At 66.9% G+C, this 17,124-nt stretch carries 16 protein-coding genes; 10 read left to right on the top strand and 6 right to left on the bottom strand.

What is annotated here, in order from left to right:
- The first annotated feature begins 44 nt into the window (after nt 1-44).
- The 5 genes from N1F91_RS09060 (at nt 45) to N1F91_RS09080 (ending at nt 5,798) form a co-directional block, all read left to right on the top strand.
- Nucleotides 45-1,298 (top strand): DUF2254 domain-containing protein, encoded by a 1,254-nt coding sequence (locus N1F91_RS09060; RefSeq protein ID WP_289991581.1) that lies wholly within the window; start codon nt 45-47, stop codon nt 1,296-1,298.
- Between the two features lie 35 nt (nt 1,299-1,333).
- On the top strand, nt 1,334-2,062 hold the full coding sequence (locus tag N1F91_RS09065) for a phosphatase PAP2 family protein (protein WP_289991582.1): 729 nt from the start codon (nt 1,334-1,336) through the stop codon (nt 2,060-2,062).
- Nucleotides 2,063-2,265: 203 nt separating this feature from the next.
- Nucleotides 2,266-4,455: an anthranilate synthase gene (locus N1F91_RS09070; protein ID WP_289991583.1), complete on the top strand. Its 2,190-nt coding sequence runs from the start codon at nt 2,266-2,268 to the stop codon at nt 4,453-4,455.
- Nucleotides 4,456-4,498: 43 nt separating this feature from the next.
- Complete coding sequence (locus N1F91_RS09075; protein WP_289991584.1) at nt 4,499-5,407, top strand: cation diffusion facilitator family transporter; 909 nt, start codon at nt 4,499-4,501, stop codon at nt 5,405-5,407.
- A gap of 130 nt (nt 5,408-5,537) precedes the next feature.
- Nucleotides 5,538-5,798, top strand: coding sequence for a hypothetical protein (locus N1F91_RS09080; RefSeq protein WP_289991585.1), 261 nt, complete (start codon nt 5,538-5,540; stop codon nt 5,796-5,798).
- A 9-nt stretch (nt 5,799-5,807) separates the two neighbouring features.
- On the opposite strand, the gene N1F91_RS09085 is transcribed toward N1F91_RS09080, so the two are convergent.
- The 4 genes from N1F91_RS09085 to N1F91_RS09100 all read right to left on the bottom strand — a co-directional run bounded on the left by N1F91_RS09085 (nt 5,808) and on the right by N1F91_RS09100 (nt 9,111).
- On the bottom strand, nt 5,808-6,629 hold the full coding sequence (locus N1F91_RS09085) for a polysaccharide pyruvyl transferase family protein (protein WP_289991587.1): 822 nt from the start codon (nt 6,627-6,629) through the stop codon (nt 5,808-5,810).
- Between the two features lie 36 nt (nt 6,630-6,665).
- Nucleotides 6,666-7,388 (bottom strand): glycosyltransferase family 25 protein, encoded by a 723-nt coding sequence (locus N1F91_RS09090; protein WP_289991588.1) that lies wholly within the window; start codon nt 7,386-7,388, stop codon nt 6,666-6,668.
- Between the two features lie 13 nt (nt 7,389-7,401).
- Nucleotides 7,402-8,703 carry a Mur ligase family protein gene (locus tag N1F91_RS09095; RefSeq protein WP_289991589.1) on the bottom strand — a complete coding sequence of 434 codons (1,302 nt, stop codon included), beginning with the start codon at nt 8,701-8,703 and terminating at the stop codon, nt 7,402-7,404.
- Between the two features lie 87 nt (nt 8,704-8,790).
- The gene (locus N1F91_RS09100; protein ID WP_289991591.1) at nt 8,791-9,111 is read right to left on the bottom strand and encodes a hypothetical protein; all 321 of its coding nucleotides are present in this window, start codon (nt 9,109-9,111) and stop codon (nt 8,791-8,793) included.
- 46 nt (nt 9,112-9,157) lie between these two features.
- Between N1F91_RS09100 and N1F91_RS09105 the strand changes: the two genes are divergently transcribed.
- A complete protein-coding gene (locus N1F91_RS09105) occupies nt 9,158-10,465 on the top strand; it encodes a Mur ligase family protein (protein WP_289991593.1) in 1,308 nt (435 codons plus the stop codon).
- Here the strand turns inward: N1F91_RS09105 and N1F91_RS09110 are convergent.
- Entirely contained in the window at nt 10,419-11,570 is a 1,152-nt protein-coding gene (locus N1F91_RS09110) for a hypothetical protein (protein ID WP_289991594.1), read from the bottom strand. The genes N1F91_RS09105 and N1F91_RS09110 overlap by 47 nt on opposite strands.
- 1 nt (nt 11,571) lies before the next feature.
- Nucleotides 11,572-12,531, bottom strand: a complete 960-nt coding sequence (locus N1F91_RS09115; RefSeq protein WP_289991595.1) for a formyltransferase family protein — start codon at nt 12,529-12,531, stop codon at nt 11,572-11,574.
- On the opposite strand from N1F91_RS09115, the gene N1F91_RS09120 reads away from it, so the two are divergent.
- From N1F91_RS09120 to N1F91_RS09135, 4 genes are all read left to right on the top strand, one after another.
- A complete protein-coding gene (locus N1F91_RS09120) occupies nt 12,523-12,699 on the top strand; it encodes a hypothetical protein (RefSeq protein WP_289991596.1) in 177 nt (58 codons plus the stop codon). The two genes, N1F91_RS09115 and N1F91_RS09120, sit on opposite strands and share 9 nt — an antisense overlap.
- Before the next feature lie 431 nt (nt 12,700-13,130).
- Nucleotides 13,131-14,423, top strand: coding sequence for a hypothetical protein (locus N1F91_RS09125; protein WP_289991597.1), 1,293 nt, complete (start codon nt 13,131-13,133; stop codon nt 14,421-14,423).
- Nucleotides 14,420-15,811, top strand: coding sequence for a hypothetical protein (locus N1F91_RS09130; RefSeq protein ID WP_289991600.1), 1,392 nt, complete (start codon nt 14,420-14,422; stop codon nt 15,809-15,811). Before N1F91_RS09125 ends, N1F91_RS09130 begins: the two co-directional genes overlap by 4 nt.
- Nucleotides 15,811-17,124 (top strand): hypothetical protein, encoded by a 1,314-nt coding sequence (locus N1F91_RS09135; protein ID WP_289991603.1) that lies wholly within the window; start codon nt 15,811-15,813, stop codon nt 17,122-17,124. Before N1F91_RS09130 ends, N1F91_RS09135 begins: the two co-directional genes overlap by 1 nt.

Here is a 17,124-nt window from a genome sequence, read left to right on the forward strand (position 1 = left end):
GCGGCGGATGCCCTAGGTTCGACCTGAAATCGAGGGTTGAACGAATGGTGTCGCGCTGGTCCTGGCTGATCTCCCTGTTGGGGCGCAAACTCTGGTTCAGGGCGGCCCTGATATCGCTTCTGGCGATCCTGGCGCCGCTCGTCGCCATTCTGGCGGCGCCGATCATTCCCCCCGGACTGGCGGACAAGCTCGGCGCCGATTCGGTGGCGCAGATCCTCAACATCCTCGCGTCCAGCATGCTGGCCGTGACCACGTTCTCTCTGACCACCATGGTCTCGGCCTATGCGGCCGCGACCACCAGCGTGACGCCGCGCGCGACGAAGCTGATGATCGAGGATACGACGTCGCAGAACGTGCTTGCGGCGTTTCTCGGGTCGTTCCTCTTCAGCCTGGCCGGTATCATAACCCTGGCGATGAACCTGCAGGGCGAGCGGGGTCGGCTCGTGCTGTTCGTCTTCACGCTCATCGTCGTCCTGATCATCGTCGTGACGCTCGTGCGCTGGATCGACTACGTGGTGCGGCTGGGGCGGGTGAACGAGACCACCGAAAAGGTCGAACTGGCGATCGAAGACGCGCTTCGCGCATGGCTGGAACGGCCGAACCTCGGTGGCACTCCACTCGTGGCCGGTTCGGCGCGTCGGGAAGGCCATATCCATCCCGTCCACATCCCTGCGGTCGGTTATGTCCGGCACATCGACGCACCCGCCCTGGCGGCATGGGCCCGGGCGAAGGGTACGACCATCAGCCTGGCTGCCATACCCGGCACGCTGGTCGATCCCACCCGGCCGGTGGCCTACCTCGAGAAGCAACCGGAGGAGGAAGACCTGGAAGCGCTCCGCCTTGCCTTCTCGCTGGGGAAGGAACGCAGCTTCGACCAGGATCCGCGCTTCGGCTTCTCCGTCCTCGCCGAGATCTCGTCGCGCGCGCTGTCGCCCGGTATCAACGATCCCGGAACGGCGATCGACGTGATCTCCCGGGCGACCCGGTTGCTGATCCACTGGGATGTTGCCGAAGAGCGCGCGAAACCGGAACTTCCGTGCATCTACGTGCCGGCGCTGACGGCCGAGGAACTGCTGGATGACGTCTTCACCCCGATCGCGCGGGACGGTGCGGGTCTGGTCGAAGTCCAGATCCGCCTGCAGAAGGCGTTCGCCGTCCTGGCGAGGCAGGGTGGAGGTCGATGCAGGGAGGCCGCAGGCCAGCATTCCCGGATGGCGCTCCTGAGGGCGGAGCGCGCGCTGGGATTCGAGCCCGACATGGAGCGGGTGAGGAAGGCGGCCGCCGAGGTGACGGGGTGAGCAAGGCAGCTGGTCTGAATGGCCTCGTCCGAGGCATGCGGGACTCGCGTATCGCAAGTCTTCCAGTCGCGATCGCCGCTCTCTTCGGCTTCGGCGTCTATGCCTTCCTGCAGATTGCCGACGAGGTCTCGGAGGCCGAGCTCGACAGGTTCGACAGCTGGCTGCTGCTGGCACTGCGCAATCCGGCCGACATCTCCGACCCGCTCGGGCCGGCCTGGTTCGAGGAGTTCATGATCGAGCTCACCGCGCTTGGCGGCTATCCGCTTCTGACGCTCATCGTCGTGGCCGTCGCCGGCTTTCTCGTCGTATCGCGACGGTATGGCCCCGCCGTCTACACCCTTCTGTCGATCGCACTCGGGACGTCGCTGTCCCACGGCCTGAAGCTTCTCTACGACCGGCCGCGGCCGGATCTGGTGGAGCAACTGGTCAGCGTGCATACGCCGAGCTTTCCCAGCGGGCATGCATCGATGAGTGCGGTGGTGTACCTGACGCTGGCGACCGTCATCGTGCGTTTCGTCGACGGACTGGCAGTTCGCAGCTACGTCCTGTGGGTCGCGCTGCTGCTCACCGTCGGGATCGGCGCCAGCCGGGTCTATCTCGGCGTGCACTGGCCCTCGGACGTCGCGGCCGGCTGGGCCTTCGGCGTCTCCTGGGCCTGCCTGGCGTGGCTGGTGGTGACGGCGCTGCGCGCCTGGCGGCTGCGCAGGCAAGGTCCCCCGGGAGAGGATCGGCCGGTCCGGTCGGACGGTCGCGCCGGCACCTGAAGAATCCTTGTTGCGCGGCCGGGATTCCGCGGCTAAGCATGCAGCCATGATCAACCTGTCGACGATCGCGAACTGGTGGCGGCCCGCAATCTAGCGGCCATCGACGCGCGCGCGTGGGTAACTCGAATGGCCGCAACGGAATGTCCGAGCGGCCTTTTCCTTTTCCGCCCGGAGTGCCCCAGCGGGATGAACGGAGAACGGGAATGACGACGGAACTTCGCGCCGACGGGTCGGAACGCTTTGTCACCGCGGGCGGCGTCGCCGTCACGAGGCGGCGGACGGCCACGCCCTACGAGGGCGCCATCGAGACCTATATCGAAGGGCTCAACGAGCGGCGGGGGGCCGTTTTCTCCTCCAACTACGAATATCCGGGCCGCTATACCCGGTGGGACACGGCGATCATCGATCCACCGATCTCCATCAGCGCCATCGGTCGCGCCATGCGGATCGAGGCTCTGAACAGCCGCGGCGAGGCCATGCTGCCGATCATCGCCGGCGCGCTGCACGGGCTTGCCGACATCGCGATCGCCGAGCAGGGGCCGCGCCTGATCCGCATCGAAATCGCCCAGCCCGGGCGGGTCTTCGCCGAGGAGGAGCGCAGCCGCGTGCCTTCGGTCTTCACCGTCCTGCGCGCGATCGTCTCGCTGTTCCGCAGCAGCGAGGACAGCAATATCGGCCTCTACGGCTCCTTCGGCTACGACCTCGCCTTCCAGTTCGATCCGGTCGAGCAGAAGCTGGAGCGCGCTCCGGGCCAGCGCGATCTGGTGCTGTTCCTGCCCGACGAGATCCTCGTCGTCGACCATTACACCGCGCAGGCCTGGCACGACCGCTACGACTTCGCTCTGGGGGACCATTCCACGGAGGGCTTGCCGCGCGACAGTGTGGCCGAGCCGTTCCGGCAGGCGGACACCATTCCGCCGCGCGGCGACCATGAGCCCGGCGATTATGCCAAGCTGGTGCGCAAGGCGATGGAGAGCTTCCGCCGCGGCGACCTGTTCGAGGTCGTGCCTGGCCAGATGTTCTTCGAACGCTGCAAGTCGGCGCCGTCGGACATCTGCCGCAAGCTCAAGGCGATCAACCCGTCGCCCTATTCCTTCTTCATCAATCTCGGACAGGGCGAATACCTCATCGGCGCCTCGCCGGAGATGTTCGTGCGCGTTTCGGGCCGGCGGGTGGAGACCTGCCCGATTTCCGGCACGATCAAGCGCGGTGACGATGCCATCTCCGATTCGGAGCAGATCCTGAAGCTCCTGAACTCGAAGAAGGACGAGTCCGAACTCACCATGTGCTCGGACGTCGACCGCAACGACAAGAGCCGGGTCTGCGAACCCGGGTCCGTGCGCGTCATCGGACGGCGGCAGATCGAGATGTATTCGCGGCTGATCCACACCGTCGACCACATCGAGGGTCGGCTGCGCGAGGGAATGGACGCGTTCGATGCCTTCATGTCGCATGCCTGGGCCGTTACCGTCACGGGCGCGCCGAAGCTCTGGGCGATGCGCTTCATCGAGCAGAACGAGAAGAGCCCGCGCCGCTGGTATGGCGGGGCGATCGGCATGGTGCATTTCAACGGCGACATGAACACGGGCCTGACGCTGCGCACCATCCGCATCCAGGACGGCATCGCCGAGGTGCGGGCCGGCGCGACGCTGCTCTACGATTCGATGCCGGACGAGGAGGAGGCCGAGACCGAGCTCAAGGCTTCGGCCATGCTTGCGGCGATCCGCGAGGCCGGATCGAGCAATGCGGCGCGCCAGGAGCGCGAGGCGGCGCGGGTGGGCGAGGGGGTCCGCATCCTGCTCGTCGACCACGAGGACAGCTTCGTCCACACGCTCGCCAATTACTTCCGCCAGACCGGCGCCATCGTCACCACGGTGCGCACGCCGGTGGCCGACGAGGTGTTCGACACGGTGCAGCCGGACCTGGTCGTGCTGTCGCCCGGTCCCGGTTCGCCGAAGGACTTCGACTGTGCGTCGACCATCCGCAAGGCACGCGGCCGCGCCTTGCCGATCTTCGGGGTCTGCCTCGGCCTGCAGGCGCTGGCCGAGGCCTTCGGCGGCGAACTGCGCCAGTTGCACATCCCCATGCACGGCAAGCCGTCGCGCATCCGGGTGACGAAGCCGGGCGTCGTCTTTTCGGGCCTGCCGAAGGAAGTGACCGTCGGCCGCTATCACTCGATCTTCGCCGATCCGGTGCGGCTGCCCGACGAGTTCATGGTGACGGCGGAGACCGAAGACGGCGTGATCATGGCCTTCGAGCACAAGCGCGAGCCGATCGCGGCGGTCCAGTTCCATCCAGAATCGATCATGTCGCTCGGCCAGAACGCCGGCATGCGCATGATCGAGAACGTGGTGGCGCACCTGCCGCGCAAGGCCAAGGTGAAGGCGGCGTGAGTCGAGACGCCCGCCTTTCGGGCGCGCCGCGGAGACACTGACGATGCCCGTCAAGCAGCGCATCCGGCGGCTCGCCTTCGCCTCGATCTTCGTCGCCTTCGGCGTGATGGCGCTCAAATTCGCCGCGTGGCGGGTGACGGGCTCCGTCGCGCTCTATTCGGATGCACTGGAATCGATCGTCAACGTGATCGCGGCTGGCGCCGCCTACTGGGCGATCCGCGTCAGCCACAAGCCGGCCGACGCCGACCATCCGCACGGCCACCACAAGGCCGAATACTTCTCGGCGGTGACCGAGGGCGTACTCATCGTGCTGGCCAGCCTGCTGATCATGCGCGAGGCCTGGGCGGCCCTGCAGACGCCGCGCCTGATGGACGAACCGGCGCTCGGCCTCGCGATCAACGGCCTGGCGGCCGTCGCCAATGCCGCCTGGGCGGCGGTGCTGATCCGGACCGGCCGGCGGGAGCGATCGCCTGCCCTGGAGGCCGACGGTCGGCACATCATGACCGACGTGGTCACCTCGGTGGGCGTGATCATCGGCCTCGTCGGCGCGATCGTGACCGGCTGGGCCGTGCTCGACCCGCTGCTCGCCATCATCGTCGCCCTCAACATCCTCTGGCAGGGGTGGAAGGTGATCGGCCAGTCGGTGCAGGGCCTCATGGACGTGGCCGCCGATCCCGACGACACCCGCAGGATTCGCGACATCATCTCGCTGAACTCCAAGGGTGCACTCGAGGTGCACGATCTCAAGACACGGATCGCCGGCCGCGCGACCTTCATCGAGTTCCATCTCGTCGTCGACAGCACCATGACGGTGGGCGAAAGCCATGTCATCTGCGACCGGATCGAGGCGGCGCTCCAGGCCGAGGTTCCGTCGGTCCGTGTCATCATCCATGTCGAGCCCGACAACGAGGCCAAGCTGCCGCCCGGCACCACGGCGGTGCCCTTCGCCTAGGATCGCCGCGGGTCGCCATCGGTCTCGGGTGGGTCCGACCGGGCCCATCCTGCGGATACTCACCCGATCGCCACCAGAACGTCTCGGGCACCCCTTGACCTGACGGCTTTTTGTTCTTCATTTGTTCTCAATGACGAGAACGATCGACACCGTGGGGCGGGCCGCCCGCCACGACATGCTGATCCGCGTGGAATGCGGACATTGCCGCCATGTCGGCCACCTTCGCGCCCGCGACGTGGCCAGGGTGGTGGGGCAGGGGCGGTCGATCGACACGCTGCGCTTCGTCTGCTCGCGCTGCAATGCGCGGGCGGCCAAGGCCCTGCCGATGGAGTATGACCGGGATCGGCCTCCGAAGGTGATGATCTGGGTCCCGATGGAGTTCCGGCGATAGCGCTTGCCTTCACGTCGCCTGCAGGCTTGCCGCGATCTCCTGGAGCGCTGCCCGAAGGCGGGACCGATAGGCCTGCTTGTCGAAGCGATAGTGCCCCAGCGTGGTCGCGAAGCGGCTGGGGTCGGAGAAGAGGTCGCGACTTTCGGGCACCGGGTCCTTCGGCGCGTCGATGGTGGTGAAGTAGTCGTCGAACTTGAAGCGTCCGCCGCGCATGGCATCCGACGGCGCCACCCATACGTTAGGCACGCCCATCGCGTCGGCGACGATGATGCCATGCAGCGACTGGCTCACGATGGTCTCGCAGGAGGCGATGTCGTCGACGACCTTCCAAACCGGTGCGGCCGGATCGATCAGCTTGTGCCCCTTCACGTTCCAGGCCTGCCAGCGGTCGACGGACCGCACGTGCGGGACGAATCCGAACCGATGGCGCTTCTGTGCGGCCGGTGTCGCGACTTCGCTCACGAGCACGGCCGGGTCGCCCAGCAGCACGTCATCCGGCGGCGATGCAAAGGCCTGCAGCGACAGTTCGCCGCGCACGGAAATCGCCCTCGCCAAAAGGCGCGTCGCGACCGGCTCGATCAGGCCGCTGCCGCAGACGATGGACGCGGCCGTCGCCTTCTGGAGAATGCTTCCCATGCCGAGCACGTGCGGGGCGGTCCGCCTCGGCTCGAAGCGGACGGGAACGCCGGACAGGCGCTGGAACAGGTCCGGCGTCAGGTCGTCGCCGAAATTCGGGCGGCCGACATGCCACCACATCGGCAGGCCCTGCGCAGCAAACCGCCAGCGCCAGTAGCGCAGGTATTTCTCGATCTTGCCGGGCAGGCGCTTCATGGCTTCCCCCACCGCATTACCGCGGCTGGCGTGGCTCTAGACGAACAGGTTGCGGGTGCGGGTGAAGCCGCGATAGGCGGTGCGGGACACGCCGCGGGCGACCTCGCGGAGCAGCGACTTGTTGCTCGCCTGGATGGTCGACCCGCCGAGCTGGCCGGAAATCTCGCGGATCAGGACGGGTCGCAGCGCGTAGACCGGCAGCCTGTGCAGCCAGCGCATCTGGACGAAGACGTCCACCGGCCGGTCGAATCGTTCCGTCCGCGCCAGCAGTTCGCGCGCGGCGTCGCGGCCGATCCATTGCATCATCATGTTCAGCCCCGGCGAATTTTCCCGAACGATCTCCAGCCCGTCCGCTGCCGCCACGACCTGCCCCGCGGCCGATCTGAACTTGTTGGGAAAACGCACGATGTCCCCCGGAGAGGCGAACCGCTTCACCAGTTCCAGAGCCGCGGGCAGGCGCGCCATGTCTACCTCGACATCGTCCTCCAGCACGAGGCCGCCGGCAGTCCCTTCATCGACGATGGCCTGCCACGACAGGCGATGCGACAGGAAGCAACCGATCTCGCCCTTCGACAGGCGGAACGGATAAGGCGGCCAGTGGATCGTCCGGCGATAGGCCGCATCGCGTTCGCGATCGGACAGACGCGCACCCGCCACGGCGTCGAGGATCTGGCACGGGATCGGCAGCCGCTGCGCCAGGCGCTCCACCTGGGGCAATCGGCCGGGCGCATCCTTCAGATGGATCACGTATGCCTTCACGTGGCTCTCCGCCTTACCAGGTCCCGGACCAGCGGCGGAACCATCGCGGTCGCCGCTTCTGCTTCCGGATGCGCGCGTGATCGGCGAAGGGATGCTCATAAAGGCCGCAGTCCTGGCAGCTGCCGCTCATTCCGCAATTGTCGTTCCAGCACTTCACCTCATGATCCCATGCAAGTGCGATGCGATCCAGATGCAGGTTGCGCGAACCCTTGAGCAGGATCAGATCGCCGGCCGAGGCCGTTTCCCGAAGAAAGGCCGCCACGCCCTCGACGGTTGGAAAGCTCTTGAAGCGTCCGCTCGCAATGGCCTGTGCATCTGCCTTCGAACGGTGGGCGTTTTCACCGACGAAAATGACCTGGTCGGCGCATTCCGCCGCCTTCCGGTAGGCATCCCGGTATTTCGGCGTCGGGTTCCCGGGATAGTCGGAGATGTGGCCGAGCACGATCCGCTTGAAGCCGCCGTCGAGCCGCGCGAAGGCGTCGATGGTGAGGAAGAGCGTGTCCCACGGCGCCTTGGCGGTGTCGAGGACGAAGCGTGGCCCGTTGTTCGTCTCGAAGAGGCTGAAGCGATCCTGCACGCTTTCGAAATCCTCGATTCGTTCGGCCACGAGCGCGGCGGGGACACCGAGTTCGAGGGCCGTGACCGCTGCGGCGGCACAGGCGAGCCAGAAATGCTCGGCCAGAAACGCGGTCCGCACCGACAGAGCGCCGCGCGGCCCCTCGATGGACACGAGCAGGCCGGGCGAACCAGGCTCGAAGCCGGCGGTGACGCTGTAGTCGGCCGGCGCGTGGCGCGCCAGCGTCACCACACGCTGCGCGGTTCGTCCGGCCATGGCCGCCACCAGATCGTCGTCGGCGTTGAGCACGGCAAAGCCGCCCGGCAGGACCGCCTCGACGAGCTTGCCCTTCTCCGCCGCCACCCCTTCCCGGCTGCGGAAGCTGGAATAGTGCTCGCGGGTGACGAGGGTGACGATGCCAACCGTCGGACGCACGAGGCTGCTCAGGGCATCCATGTCGCCCTTCCGGCCGACGCCCGTCTCCAGGACCGCGAGCCGGGTCTTCGGCGACAGCCGTCGCAGGAACCGCTGGATGGCGGGCAGCGTGTTGGCGAAGACCTGGCTTTCCGTCGGCGCGTGGCTTGCCAGGATATGGGCGAGGAGCGTGGCCGTCGTCGACTTGCCGGAACTGCCGGTGATGCAGATGAATTCGGACCGGCTCCGTGCTCTCGCCAGCACGGCGATCCGATGCTTGACCGGCTTTTCGATCCAGGTGCTGAACAGGCGTCTTGGCCATCGCCGCGTCTCGGGCTGCGTCATCCGGGGCTCGACATCGGATGGTGGCCGCCGGGTGCGGCGCAGACGGTCCGCGCGGATAGCGGAACGGAACGCTCGGCGTTGTCGACGTCAGCAGGCTGGCAGATCGCAGAAGACATCCGTTCGAAAACCCGTCGCAGGTCGTAGCCGCAAGTCGCAGGCCGAAGGACGACCAGCACGACTGACGTCCATGCCCCGAAAAGGAGCTTTCGCCAAGCTGATATCGCGATCAAGCCTTGTTTCTCCCGCCGCTTTGATGAGATGTGCGTTTTCGAGATGCTTCAACCGGGTAGCCCGCATCTGCGCAGGAGGATCGCGACCTTGAACTGAGGCACGGTCGAATGTCGCCTGTGCCTCTGCCGGCAACAGGAAAATACGCTGCCGGATCGCGGCGAAGCGGCCGGCGGTCACCCGGTCTCGGGCGCTGCGGCGCCACCATCGAACGGAGCGTTTGGCATTGGACTGGACGAACTTTCGGCTGGCACGGGCGGCGGTGGCGTCCAGGCTCCGGACCTTCCGGCACTGGCAGCGCGCCCGTGCGGCGGTTCTGTGGCGCCGCCTGATGCGGCCAGACCATGTCGTGGCGGTGACCGGCAGTGCGGGCAAGTCCAGCACGGTCGGGCTGATCGCGCTGGTCCTCGGCACACGGGCGCCGGCCCACGTCTCGGTGGGCTTCAACACCGCCGGCGCCATCGCCAAGAACCTCACCCGCGCCCGGCGCAGGCACCGCTGCTGGGTTGCCGAGGTCAGCGGCCATGCGCCGGGGGCGATCGACCCGGTCGCCGGTTTCCTCGGCCACGACGTCGCGGTGGTCACCACGATCGGTCTCGACCACTACCGGAACTTCCGCACCCGCGAAGCGGTGGCGGCCGAGAAGGGGCGGCTGGTCGCCTTGCTGCCGCCGGGCGGCCTGGCCGTCCTCGATGCCGACGACCCGCTGATCCTGGGCATGAAGGAACTGAGCGCCGCGCGGGTCGTGACCTTCGGCCGGTCGAGCAGCGCCGACATCCGGCTCGTCTCCTGCGACGGGGATTTTCCCGACCGGCTGCGCCTGGAAATCGATGACGGGGCGGGCGTCACGGTCGTGCAGACGCAGATGCTCGGCGCGCGCTGGGCCACTGCCGCGCTTGCCGCCTTCGCCGTCGGACGGGGGCTCGGCGTGCCGGCCGTCGACTGTGCCAGGGCCATCGCCGCCTGGCCGCCCTATCCGTGGCGCGACCAGGTCCACGCCTATGTCAATGGCAGCACCATCGTCGCCGATACCTACAAGGCGCCGCAGTGGAGCCTCGCCAGCAGCCTGGCGATCGTCCGCGGCGCCCGGGCCGGGCGCAAGACCATCGTCGTCGGCACCATCTCGGACATCGGCGGGACCACGCGCTCGAAATATCTGAACGTCGCGCGCGAGGCGCTCGACATCGCCGACCGGGTGATCTTCGTCGGTTCGCGGAGCGCCAGCGTCGACCGGCTGAAGCCCGAATCGGGCGGGCGGCTGGTCACGTTCGATCGGGTCGAGGACCTGGCCGGACATCTCTCCGCCACGGCGATACCCGGCGAACTCATCTACCTGAAGGGCTCCCTTTCGGATCACCTCGAGCGCGTCGTCATCGATGCGCGGGAACCGATCGCCTGCTGGGTCGAGGGATGCGACGTCAGGACGTCCTGCCTCGCATGCCGCCGCCTCTATCCGGACCGGCGCAAGGTGCCCGAAGACATGGTCCCTACCGGGAGGCCCGCCAATAGCGCGCCCGGTGCTTCGCGCGCTTGAGCCGCACCGCCAGCGAATCGGCGTCGAAGAACGATCGCCGCCGCTTCGACCCGTCATAGGCGGCGAGCGCGCGGTCGACGTCGCCGACCAGGCCTTCGCACCGGCCGGTCGCGGCCGCGGCATCCCGGAGATGGGCATATTCAGACCGTATGGCGTCATCCACGATCCTGAAGCGCCGGGGCGCATCGTCGCGGTCACGCGGGAAGGTCGGCGCATCGCCGGCCGCGTCGAGCACCGTCAGGCAGGCCATGGCGAACCGGCACTTGGTGCAGCGGCCGCAATTGACGCGCGGATCGGAATTGCAGACGTGGAGCCTTTGCATCAGGGGCGGCTCGGTCAGGATCGTCCGGACCTTGTCCAGCCGCTTGACGAGGCCGTGATGCTCGATGCGTGCGCCGGCTGTTCCGAGCAGCGGGTCGAGGGCCGGATGCGATCCCCAGGGCGTGAACCAGGCCGTCTCGTCGCCGGACGAGGCGATCAGCACGGTCTCGAACCGATCTGCCAGAAGGTGGCGGATCGCGGCCATGGCCGATCCGTGGAACTCGATCCAGCCGAGAAAGGGCTGCATCATGGCCCGGACGTTGGTCTCGACGATGATCGGCTGGAGCCCGTAGGAAACGGCCACCTGCCCGAGCGCGGAAACGAGCCTTTCGCCGCCCGGGCCGCTGCGCCTGGGCGCCGACGCGTCGACGATGGTGACGAGCGCGTCGAGGCGGTCCTTCGCCTGTGCCAGCGAATGGCTGGAATCGATGCCCCCTGAATAGAACAGGGCAGTGCCGCGACCGGCCGGATAGGATCGCATGGCGGCTTCGGCCTGCACGGGAATCCGTCGATAGGCCGGATACCAGGAACACAGCAGGTCCTGGATCGCTTCGGCATTGGCAAGCAGCGCGGGATCGACGGTGCCCTCGACACGAAGCGGCGCGCCGACTTCCATGGCCGGGATCAGGCCGAGGCAGAGCAGGGCATCGGCGTTCGCGACGAGCGGCACGGCCTCACACCGGAAAAAGATCGTGCCGACCGGTCGCGCGCCGGCCGACAGGCGGATGCGGACCTCGTGCGGGGTGGTGCCGTCCTCGAAGGCGAGATGCAGCGCCGGCAGCATGTCAGGCCGGGTCCGTCGCGGCGGCGGCTGCGCGCAGTGCCGCGAGCTTCCGTTTCCAGATCGCCGCCTTCGACAGCGGATTGCGGCGGCGCAGCCTCAGCCGGGCGTCGCTCACGTCGATCTCGACGCCGAACGGATCAAGCCGCGGGGACGCTCCCGTCGGCGGTCCGAGATGGCGACCGAAGCCGGCCACGAGCACGGTCTTCCCGCCGGGGCCGATGCAGTGGAGGCCACCGGTGTCGCCCAGGATCTCGCACAGCCGGCGCGCCTTCGCCGCATCGATGGCCGGCCCGATGGTCAGTTCCGCCATCGTCGGGCGACGATAGCTGCCGCTTCCCGGCACCTGGGTTGTGGCCGCAAGCCGGCCGGAGAGGTAGTCGAGGAGCGGGCCGCCCGCCAGTTCGCCCGCCGCGACCGCCTGCAGCGCGTCCCAGTGGTGATAGGACCGGGCTTGGCTGCGCGGCACCGCGCGGCTGGCAATGACGGGGCCCTCGTCGATGCCGGGCGTGAGGGCATGCAGCGTGACGCCGCCGGCCGCATCGGCCTCGCCGTCGAGCAGCATGCCGATGCGCGGCGAGGGGCCCTTGTAGCGGGGCAGCAGGGCCGGGTGGACGTTCACCGCCCGGCCACCGAAATGCCGCAGCAGGGCGGCGGGAACGATCTGGTGCGTCATCAGCGTCACCAGCACGTCCGCGCCCACCGCGTCGGCCCTTGAGGCTGCGTTTTCCCAGCGCTTCAGCGGCGGGCAGAGGCGCACCGGCACGCGACGCTGCGCCAGGAGCCTGACCAGGTCCCATTCGGGGAAGAAGCGGCCGAGCAGGCCTTTCGGGGGGTGGAGAAGAGGATTGTCCGCCGCAAAGCACCAGACCTCCGCAATCCGGTTCCCCGCCCGCAGCCAGGCCTCGGCAACGCGCGCCGAAATCCAGCACTTCTCGGCAATGAGGATGGCGGTATGCGGCACGTGATCTTCCTGCTGTGCGCCCGCGCCCGACGCGCGGGCCACGACGGCTGGGACGACGAGTTAGATCGAACCAAGCGCCTGCGTCCACCGCAAAGAGCAATCGATGCGGCGCGGCATGACGGCAAGGCGAGCGGGACCGTTGAGGCACCAAAATTTGCCGATGCATGAAGCACGGCGCAATCGTTCAGATTCGCCCCCTACGTCTCAGTGTTGGTTGTTCGTAGGTTTCCCGAGACGGCAGCCAGCTTCGGGAGAGACTGCTTCAGAGTCCGGCCCGCACGAGCCATTGAGGCCGCCTGCTCTGATCTGCTTCCTGGTTCTATGCCATGATGAACCGTGTCCCGACGTCCTGAAATTCGGAGCGGTGCTGCTTGTTTCCGGCCTGAGGCCGGCTGTCCAGGTATGCGTGAATCGATTGCATCTCTATCCGAGACACAACGATTCCTTTTGTATTTCAATATCTTGTTCCTCCGTTCTTCTGTCGACGTCCGTGTATTGAAGTGGTGCTTCATGCGCTTTGTGTTCGACGAAATGATTTGTTAACAATCTGCTTGATCGCAGTAACGATGTCGTATTAACCTCTTGGGTGAGGGAATATCATGGACGGGTGGCATCGTTTTTTCGCTGCAGCTCTACTGATGCTGCCGGTTAACTTTTTGCAGCCACGAGTCGCGATGGCGCAGACCACTGGCGCGTCGCCGGTTGCCGAAGCCGGACCGATGACGCAGGGCGAGGCGCAGCCCGACGCACCGACACCGCAGTCCCTGTTCATGAAGGCGGCCGCTGAAGCGCAGAATAGGCTGGAGACGGCCATTTCGGCCGGGAAACTGGAGGACGCAGAAGCGGCCGCCGAGGCGATCGCGAGCGCCCTGGATGCTCTGCAGAGCGCAACGTCCGTCGCCAGATTCCGAACTCAGGCGGAGGCGCTGCGCATCCAGGCCAAGCGGTTCAAGGGCGACGTTCCCGACGATCTGGTCAAGGAACTCGACAGCCTCTCCACCGAACTGGACCGGCTGCGGGGGCAGGGCAGCATCGCATTTCTGAAAAAGGAAGCGGACAGGCTGAAAGCCCTCTACGACAGCACGACACCGGTCGACGACAAGGCGGCAGAGACCCACAGGGCACTGATCAAGGCCGTGATCGACCGTTTGCGCCACCTCTCGCCCGATGTGGCGGCCGCGAGCCTTGGCGAGGTGGTGACGAGCGTGGCCACGATGGTATCCGGCCACTACGAACCGCCCTGGGCGGATGCCAAATTTGCGGCCGCGATCGGCGCCGCGGCAACGAAGCTCGACATGGAATACAAAGTGCATCTCTGGGTCAGGTACTTCACGGATCGCGCGAACGGAATTTCGGGTGGCCTGCTCCTCGCGGCAAACGCCAAGGACGACGACAAGCAAAAAGCCGAGTACGCCCGCAAGCAACTCGTCGCCGAACCGGACGCTATGGCGGCGGCAGCGAAGTTGAAGACGGCCGTCGAGGCGCTGGCCGGCAGCTATCGCCCGGCGATCCACATCATGGCGGCAGGCTTCGGCGATATCCACGCGTCGGAGGGATCGTCTCGGCTGTGCGACGCGACGCTCGGCCTTCGCACGGCCTGCCAGCGCGAGACGAAGTGCACGCTGCCGGATAATTACGAGACGACGCTGTGCGGATACGATCCCGCGCCGGCGGCCGAAGACAGCATCAAGGCGGTCACCGTCTTCTATGCCTGCTTCACTGGCGGCGATCCGGTGTGGGACGAACTGGCGCAACGTCCGGGGCGCGATCCGGCGGACGGCACCCCGCTCACCGAAAGCCATCCGGCGGTGAGCCGCGCCGTCATGCGCGGGACCGTCAACGAGCTGCGTTGCCCGTCGGAGCCGGCCAGTGCCGGCGGGAGCGGGCAATGAACGCCGTCCTGGCCCTCGCCAGGCGCATCGGCGCGGTCGTGGCCGTGGCCCTGTCGATGAGTTCCTGTCAGGTGATCGGCTCGCAATCCCTGGTCGAGGTGGCGATGCTGTCGGCCGCCGACGACTCCAAAGCACCGAAGCTCGACCGCGTCCGCTGCACCACCAGGCTCGGCTCCTACTCGCTGTCGAAATCGCTGCTGGCAATCAAGGTCTACCGCGAAGGCGCCTTCCACTCGATCCAGCTCGATCCGGCGCCGAAGCGCGTGGCGGAGAACCGCCACACCTTCTGCCTCGATCACCTCGCCAGCGCCTTCGCCGACGATCTCGTCTACGTGACCAAGACCAGGTTGACGTCGACCGGTGCAACGACGACGGAAACCGCTACACCCTTCCTGCAGTTGATAGCCTCGAAGGCCGTCGACCAGACGGCCAACATCGTGCGCAAGCTGATCCGCACGGCCTTCATCCTGATCTCGGGAAATCCCGGCTTCGAAGGCGGGCGCGTCACGCTGGGCAAGCCCGCCGACAAAAGTGAAATCGTGCGAGACCTCGCCTTCGATCCGTTCGATCAGCACGAACTCGCCGAGATCAACGATTCGATCGGCCCGCTGGGGCTCTGCGTGGTGCTCGGCGACTATTCGTTCGACACGAATGCCGTTTCTGCCGCGCGCTATTGTTCTGCGCCAGGCGCGACCGTGCGCCACCATCCTTCGCCCAAGGCCGATCATGCGGCGCGTCAGCGCTATCTGGTGCCGCAGCCGTCGAGCGGCGTGTTCTACCGGCCTCGCGCCGACTATCCGGTGTCGATCTACGTGCGCAGGGATCCGGGCAGCGACCCCTGGCGGCTGGCCCATGTCCGTTACATGCCGTTCGAGAACATCTCGCCGATCATCTCGGTGGGCCTCGGCCGTGCCGCCTTCGCCACGCGGCGCACGGCGCTGGTGTTCGACGACGGCGTGCTGACCGACGTGTGCATCACCAAGGGCAGCGAGGCGGCCGGCTTCATCAACATCCCGCTCGATATCGTCTACGGCATCATCGCCCTTCCGTCGCAAACCATCGTCGCCACCGTCCAAAACAACAACACGCGGCGGCAACTGATCGAGGCGCAGAACGACCTCGTAAAGGCGCAGCAGGCCTATATCGAGTACCTCGCGAATGCGGACTACACCGCCGCACCAAACATCAAAGAGGGCGAAGCCAGTCCGCTCAAGCTCGGGACAATCACGAATCCCATACCTGACCAGTCGAGTGTCAAAGGTCTGGCCGACTACGGATTGAGCGGCGAGACGCGACTGATCTCCGACGACACGAAGCTCACCTCGATCTGCGGCGAGCTTGCCGCCGCCAATACCGCATTGGGTCTGGCCGATGGAGCACGATTCTGATGCGGCCGTTCTGGTTCCCGATCGCGCTGCTCCTCGCTCTGTCCATGGCCAGCGGCTGCACGCAGTCCATGCTTGCTACCGTCTCGGCGGACGATGTGGCGCACGGCGTCTGCACCGTGAACGCCGGCGCCTACCATCTGCCGAAGCGGGTGGTCGAAGTGACGGTCACGGCTGCTCCCGCGACCGTGGCTCCGAAACGCTTCGATCTGACGGTCACCGAACCGAAGCGCATCGTCGCCGACAGCAGCGAGACCTTCTGCCTGGACTTCCTGTTCTCCCATTTCGCAGAGGACCGCATCGCCGTCGAACGGACGCCGACCGGTCTGCTGCAGCAGGTTTACACGCGCGCCGACGACAAGAGCCGGCCGATCGCGGAAGCGGTGATCCGCGCGACCGGCGACCTGGTCGCCGCGTCCGCCGCCAACGAACTGGCCAATCTCCGCAGGGACGCGGCAGCGCAGGTCAAGGAAGCACAGACCCTGATATTCCTGAAGATCGAGGTCGATCCCTTCGTTGAATCGGAAATGAAGGCGCTCAACGCGGCGCTGCGGGAATTCGGATACTGCGTCTACGTCGACAACCGCGATGATCCGTTCGTGCCGGACTGGGCGCCGTCGGTCTGCAATGCGCCCACATGGGTAAAGGACCCGATTCCGGCGGACGCCTATGCCACCGAATTCGGCAATGCCCGCCAATTGATGCAGCGCGGCGTGCTCTACCGGCCGGAAATCTCGCACCGGCTCAAGGTGATGCGCAAGCGCGATCCGGGCAATCCGCGCGAGGCCTGGCACCTCGCAGGCACGGAGTACATCACCATGCCGAACCGGGCCCCGATCTTCGCGCTGGGCGTCAACCGCGCGCTGTTCGTGAAGGCCGAGACCAGGGTCAAGTTCCAGGCGGGCATCATCGACAGCGTCGCGGTGGACAAGCCGAGCGAACTTAACGCGGCGGTCGAGATCCCGCTCTATGCCGCGCGTGTCGCGCTCTCCATCCCGGCGGCGACCCTGTCGATCTTCCAGAACGAGGCCGCGAACCGCCGCGCGCTGTGGCAGACCAATGCCGAACTGATCCGCACGCTGGAGCAGATGCGCAGGACCACCACGCTCGACCAGGCGGTGGCGGCGGGCCAGATCCCTGCCGCGGCGCGGGCAATGGAGATCGACGTGGCGCTGCCTATCGAGGGAGGAGGCGGCCGCGCCGCGAACCTGCCCCCGCCGCTGCAGCGGCTGTCGAACTGCCTGGAAGACGACGCGATCAACGGTACACCGGAAGGCCGGCGCGAATGCCTGGAGATAATGGCGGAGGGGGAGTGA

The organism is Aquibium sp. ELW1220 (genome assembly GCF_030398385.1).
Lineage (GTDB): Bacteria > Pseudomonadota > Alphaproteobacteria > Rhizobiales > Rhizobiaceae > Aquibium.

Bases quoted from the DNA above. Each gene is read 5' to 3' on its own strand.
- N1F91_RS09095 (WP_289991589.1), bottom strand. From the start codon at position 8,703: ATGACGCAGCCCGAGACGCGGCGATGGCCAAGACGCCTGTTCAGCACC.
- N1F91_RS09065 (WP_289991582.1), top strand. From the start codon at position 1,334: ATGCGGGACTCGCGTATCGCAAGTCTTCCAGTCGCGATCGCCGCTCTC.
- N1F91_RS09130 (WP_289991600.1), top strand. From the start codon at position 14,420: ATGAACGCCGTCCTGGCCCTCGCCAGGCGCATCGGCGCGGTCGTGGCC.
- N1F91_RS09085 (WP_289991587.1), bottom strand. From the start codon at position 6,629: ATGAAGCGCCTGCCCGGCAAGATCGAGAAATACCTGCGCTACTGGCGC.
- N1F91_RS09135 (WP_289991603.1), top strand. From the start codon at position 15,811: ATGCGGCCGTTCTGGTTCCCGATCGCGCTGCTCCTCGCTCTGTCCATG.
- N1F91_RS09120 (WP_289991596.1), top strand. From the start codon at position 12,523: ATGCGGCACGTGATCTTCCTGCTGTGCGCCCGCGCCCGACGCGCGGGC.
- N1F91_RS09110 (WP_289991594.1), bottom strand. From the start codon at position 11,570: ATGCTGCCGGCGCTGCATCTCGCCTTCGAGGACGGCACCACCCCGCAC.
- N1F91_RS09125 (WP_289991597.1), top strand. From the start codon at position 13,131: ATGGACGGGTGGCATCGTTTTTTCGCTGCAGCTCTACTGATGCTGCCG.
- N1F91_RS09070 (WP_289991583.1), top strand. From the start codon at position 2,266: ATGACGACGGAACTTCGCGCCGACGGGTCGGAACGCTTTGTCACCGCG.
- N1F91_RS09060 (WP_289991581.1), top strand. From the start codon at position 45: ATGGTGTCGCGCTGGTCCTGGCTGATCTCCCTGTTGGGGCGCAAACTC.
- N1F91_RS09075 (WP_289991584.1), top strand. From the start codon at position 4,499: ATGCCCGTCAAGCAGCGCATCCGGCGGCTCGCCTTCGCCTCGATCTTC.
- N1F91_RS09080 (WP_289991585.1), top strand. From the start codon at position 5,538: ATGACGAGAACGATCGACACCGTGGGGCGGGCCGCCCGCCACGACATG.